This window comes from Microbacterium oleivorans, from assembly GCF_001691565.1.
GTDB lineage: Bacteria > Actinomycetota > Actinomycetes > Actinomycetales > Microbacteriaceae > Microbacterium > Microbacterium oleivorans_B.
Map to the genome: position 1 here is coordinate 59553 of NZ_MAYO01000002.1, position 4709 is coordinate 64261.

Annotated in this window: 6 protein-coding genes; all 6 read left to right on the top strand. The window is 66.0% G+C overall.

What is annotated here, in order from left to right:
* The first annotated feature begins 207 nt into the window (after positions 1-207).
* The 6 genes from BBA86_RS00550 (at position 208) to BBA86_RS00575 (ending at position 4217) form a co-directional block, all read left to right on the top strand.
* Positions 208-516, top strand: a complete 309-nt coding sequence (locus tag BBA86_RS00550; protein WP_065569758.1) for a hypothetical protein — start codon at positions 208-210, stop codon at positions 514-516.
* A gap of 1 nt (position 517) precedes the next feature.
* Entirely contained in the window at positions 518-1744 is a 1227-nt protein-coding gene (locus BBA86_RS00555) for a hypothetical protein (protein ID WP_065569759.1), read from the top strand.
* 28 nt (positions 1745-1772) lie between these two features.
* The gene (locus BBA86_RS00560; RefSeq protein WP_141677816.1) at positions 1773-2390 is read left to right on the top strand and encodes a hypothetical protein; all 618 of its coding nucleotides are present in this window, start codon (positions 1773-1775) and stop codon (positions 2388-2390) included.
* Positions 2387-3001 (top strand): hypothetical protein, encoded by a 615-nt coding sequence (locus BBA86_RS00565; protein WP_141677817.1) that lies wholly within the window; start codon positions 2387-2389, stop codon positions 2999-3001. The genes BBA86_RS00560 and BBA86_RS00565 overlap by 4 nt, the downstream gene beginning before the upstream one ends.
* On the top strand, positions 2989-3801 hold the full coding sequence (locus BBA86_RS00570; RefSeq protein ID WP_065569762.1) for a hypothetical protein: 813 nt from the start codon (positions 2989-2991) through the stop codon (positions 3799-3801). The genes BBA86_RS00565 and BBA86_RS00570 overlap by 13 nt, the downstream gene beginning before the upstream one ends.
* A gap of 128 nt (positions 3802-3929) precedes the next feature.
* Positions 3930-4217, top strand: coding sequence for a WXG100 family type VII secretion target (locus BBA86_RS00575; protein ID WP_083199385.1), 288 nt, complete (start codon positions 3930-3932; stop codon positions 4215-4217).
* The last annotated feature ends 492 nt before the right edge of the window (positions 4218-4709 follow it).

Genomic DNA, 4709 nt, shown 5'->3' on the forward strand with positions numbered 1-4709 from the left:
GTACGGGGAGCTGACGACGGGTCTGAAGACCGCGACCGATGGCATCAACGACATGTCCGAGGCTCTGCTGGGCATGATGCGTGCGATCCAGGACCTCGACCAGCAGCTCGCCGGCGGCTGAACCTCACATCTTGCTGACGCGTGGGGTGCGATTCGCGCCCCGCGCGTCACTCTTCTCTCCCCACTTGCCAGATAGGAGCGGCTCCCATGTCCGTGAAGATCTCCTACGCGGAGCTTGGCGTCCTCTATACCAATCTCCTCGCTACCCAGACGGAATTCGAATCCGCGTCGCAGCGGCGCAGCGATCTCAGCGGCGACATCGGTTCGCCCTACGGCAGGGGCGACCTCCGCGAGAAGGCAGACGATTTCGAGACCCGGTGGGACGACCGTCGCAACAAACTCAACGAGGGTCTGACCGCGGTGACCGAGCAGGCGAAGGCCGTGCTGGAGGGCTTTGGCGACTTCGACACGGAGATGGCCGCAGAGATGGCCGCCCAAATGCAGGAGGTGGACTGACATGGCGTTGCATGACTCACCCAAAGGACGCCCGGTCGAGGTCGTCGACGGCAACGGCGACGACGTCCAGGACCGTGGGCAGCAGATCATCAATCTCGGCGCAGCAATGGGCGAGGCAGAGTCCCTTCTCACGCGCCTCGTCGACGACGGCGCGGACATGGAGGGAAAAGCGGTCGACAAACTGCGCGAAGTCAGCGCAGAGGTCAACGTCGAACTGCGCAGGGCCGCGGAGCTCTACACAGCGGTGGGCCCCTACATCCAGGCGTACGGATCCACGCTCGCTTCCGTCAAGGCGAAGATGAACACCATCGTGCCGGAAGCGGAGACCAACTGGCTGACCTACCAGCACGCGCTGGCTGACTGGCAATCCGCGAAGATGGCACCTGTCCCCGCGCAGTCCGGAAGCGACGACGAGGACGCGCAGACAGCACAGAACAGCCACGACACCGCCGTGGCGAGCGCCGAAGAAGACAAGGATGCCGCCTACACGCTCTGGAAGACGGCGGCCGACGACTTCGACGAGCAGTACGACCTGTGGGAGACGGCTTTCGATGAAGCAGTCGCGGGTATTCGTACCTCGACGGCTGATGCGATCAAGGACGATTGGCGTGACAACCTCGACGGTTTCGTCGATTTCGCCCTGGATGTCCTCGCCGTGGCGGGAATCGTCCTCGCGGTCCTCGCCATGGTCATCGGCGGGCCGATCATCGGCCTGCTGGCTCTCGCCGTCGGGGTCCTGACCCTGGTGGGCACCCTCTGGCAGTACCACCGAGGAGACGCCAGCGGGTGGGAGGTGGGACTCGCCGTCCTCGGCGTGCTCCCCTTCGGTGCTTTCGGAGAGTTCGCCAGCGGCGGGTTCGGGGCCGGCATGCGCGCGTGGGCGGGATTCTCTCGGGGAGGCCTCTCCATGGGCGACGACGTCGCACGGTGGACGCTGAGCCTGGGGTCGCGCAACCCGGCCCAGTGGGTGTCGAACATGCGAGGACTCGGGCCCGAGGCCGGGTACGTCGCCAACTCCTTCGACGACATCATCAGCACGGCCGTGTCGGGGCAGGACCCGTTCATGTGGGAGGTCATCGGTCAGCTGGGCACGACCGGCGAACAGTTCACGTATGCGATGAGCAGCGTCGGAGCCAACCTGAACAACTGGGCGCAGATCGCCGGTGGCGTGCAGGGCAGTTGGGAACTCGCCAACGGCTTCGACCGGGTGCTGTATCCGACGTGGTGACGGCGCCGGCTGTGAAAGGGTGGTGCGCGTGACCTCATTGCGCGCGGAGTTGGGGGGAACCCCCGACGGGGTTCCCGAGTTCCGAATGGTTCTGCCCGAGGGTTGGACGATGCTGGAGACGTCGGGGGCGACCGAGGTCGAGCTGCTCGCCAAGGCGAAGTCTCGGCTTCGAGAGGCGCACCGCCCCGACGTGTACGCCTCCCTCGAAACGCAGGTGACGGGCGCCCTCAAGGCGGCTCGGGATCGCGGGGCCTTCTTCATGATCACGCCGGGCGAGGACGCACCGCAATGGTCGGCGGTGCCGATCACGGTCCTCGGGTCGGTGACCGAGGGTGCCCCGGGCGTGACTCTGGACAGTATGGTCGCAGATGCCGTCGAGCGCCGCGGTGCCCGTCCGCTGGAGGGGAGTAAGCAGTTCCTCCGGTGGGTCGACCGCCGAGTCGTCGAGCTGTCAGGGGAGAAGGCAGGGGCGTACACAGTGGTGTACCTGACGCCCGTCCCCGGTTCCCGGCGGTCGAAAGCTCTGCAGATGACGGCGACGCTTCTGCATCCGAAGGACTCCGATCCCGAGCAAGACGTCGCGATGATGCGATGGCTGAGCCTTCTGGATGCGCAGATCCTCACCTTCGCATGGACCGGCCGATGACCCGGGTCACGTTCGATTACGACCAGACGACCACCGTTCCTCTACCGGGAGGTGACCTCGAGCCCCACGACATCGATCGATGGGCGAGCGAGGCGGCCCAGCAACTGGCGACGCATCACGGCTTCACGGCTACGGCGGAGCACGCTCTCGCCCTCGCACTGGCGAGAGCACAGCGGTCGGCGACGTCGGATACCGCGACCAATCTTCTGCTGCACGAGCCCGGGACGGGTGCGTGGGCGCCGCTGCGCCTGACTCTCGCGGACTGGGAGCCTGATGCCGGCGAACAGCGTCGATATCTCGCGCCCCCCTCGATCCTCGCCCCGCGGATCCGACTCGCTCCCACCGAAGGGTTGGGCATGGGATGCTCGTCGACCGTGTCGACGAGCGACGGGGCGGCCGAGGTCCGCTGGCTGTTCGTGACGCCACGGACGTCGTTCTTCGCCCGATTGGGGCCTATCGCTCCGCCCGTCGTGGCGATGATCGCCGCCCGGGTGGAGGACCTGTTGAATACGGTCCGGATCGATGGGGACGTGTGGTCGCCATCCGAGTCGTTCGACCCAGGGGCACTCGCCCGTCTTGCACCCGACGCGGAGATCTCGTGGCGGATCTGAGCGCGACGCCGGCGACGGCCTATGCGCGAGCGGCGCGCGCATGGGGCCCCCTCGACTGGTGGAAGCTCGAGGCGCGCGCTCTCTACCACCTGCCCGACCTTCGTCGCTCGCTCGCCGTCTTCGCGCCGCCTGCCGCGTGGAAGGACCTCGCCAAGAGTGCCGCGCCGGCGTGGGGATGTTTGTTGACTCTGTCCCACATCGCCAGCTTCATCCTCCCGGTGGTCGCCTGTCTGCTGGTGGTCCCGTGGATCTTCGATCGAGACGGCGCTGCACCGTTGGCTACGGCGGGCATCTTGGCGGCGGTCGCGGCCCTGCTGGGGGGCAACGGTCTGGTGACCGAGATCCGGGAATCCCTGGGGACCGACCCCGGCATCCATCGACTCTTGGGTATCCTGCATCTGCTTCCCTCGGCGGTGGCAACCGCCGTCGGCACCCTCGCCATCGCTGAGGGCGCCGCGACGGGCGCGTTCGGTCTCGCAGGGCTCATCGCGGACGTGATCGTCGGGCTCCTCCATTTCGCTCTGTTCCGAGGTCCGGCCCACAGCGGCACTGATCGATGGCGCCGGAATCTGGAGAGGCTGCAACGCGCGGTCGATGGGATGCCGCCGTCGGAACGTGCCCGGGTGTACGCCGATCTGCAAGCGGCGCTCGAGGTCCTCGCGGAGCGTGGTCTCATCTCCGATGCGGAGTGGGTCCGTGCCCGAGAGGCTCGGATCGGGCTCTTGGGGATCTCCATGGCACCTCGCGATGATCTGACGCCGGATGGTGCGGTGGGGACCTCGTCTCCCACAGAGGCCTGATACGTCGTCGCATCCGTGGTGTTTGTCACGTGGGGAGGACTCCCCATTGGTCAATTGGTTGGTGTTTGGTTGACTCTTGGTGTCGGCCCGGGGTGGGTCGGGTTTCTTCGATTGTGGAGGTGTGGACGATGGCCGATTTCGGTGCGTCTTATGCAGAGATGGAGCAGGTGGCGTCGTCGCTGTCGCAGGCTCGTGATGACATTCAGGGTCAGTTGGACTCGCTGAAGTCGCAGGTCGACACCCTTCTGGGTGAGGACTTCAAGACGCAGCACGCGTCGGGCAAGTTCGGTGAGGGCTACGGGGAGCTGACGACGGGTCTGAAGACCGCGACCGATGGCATCAACGACATGTCCGAGGCTCTGCTGGGCATGATGCGTGCGATCCAGGACCTGGACCAGCAGCTCGCCGGCGGCTGAACCGTCGTGATCGCAACGAGTGGGCACCGGATCGGTGCCCACTCGTTGTCGTTGTCGTCGGGAACCGGCTGGGAGCGTGACGAATCGGAATGGCACCGGGCGAGCGGGCACGCGTCTGTGCCGACCTGCGGCGTTGTCGATCCTCGCGGAATCTCGTCTCCGACGCGGAATGGGCTCGCGCGGAGGCTCGGATCGGGCTGTTGCGCGCTTCGATGGCACGTCGGGACGGCGGATCAGCACAGTAGCCGCGTGGTGTTTGTCAAGTGGGGAGGACTCCCCATTGGTCAATTGGTTGGTGTTTGGTTGACTCTTGGTGTCGGCCCGGGGTGGGTCGGGTTTCTTCGATTGTGGAGGTGTGGACGATGGCCGATTTCGGTGCGTCTTATGCAGAAATGGAGCAGGTGGCGTCGTCGCTGTCGCAGGCTCGTGATGACATTCAGGGTCAGTTGGACTCGCTGAAGTCGCAGGTCGACACCCTTCTGGGTGAGGACT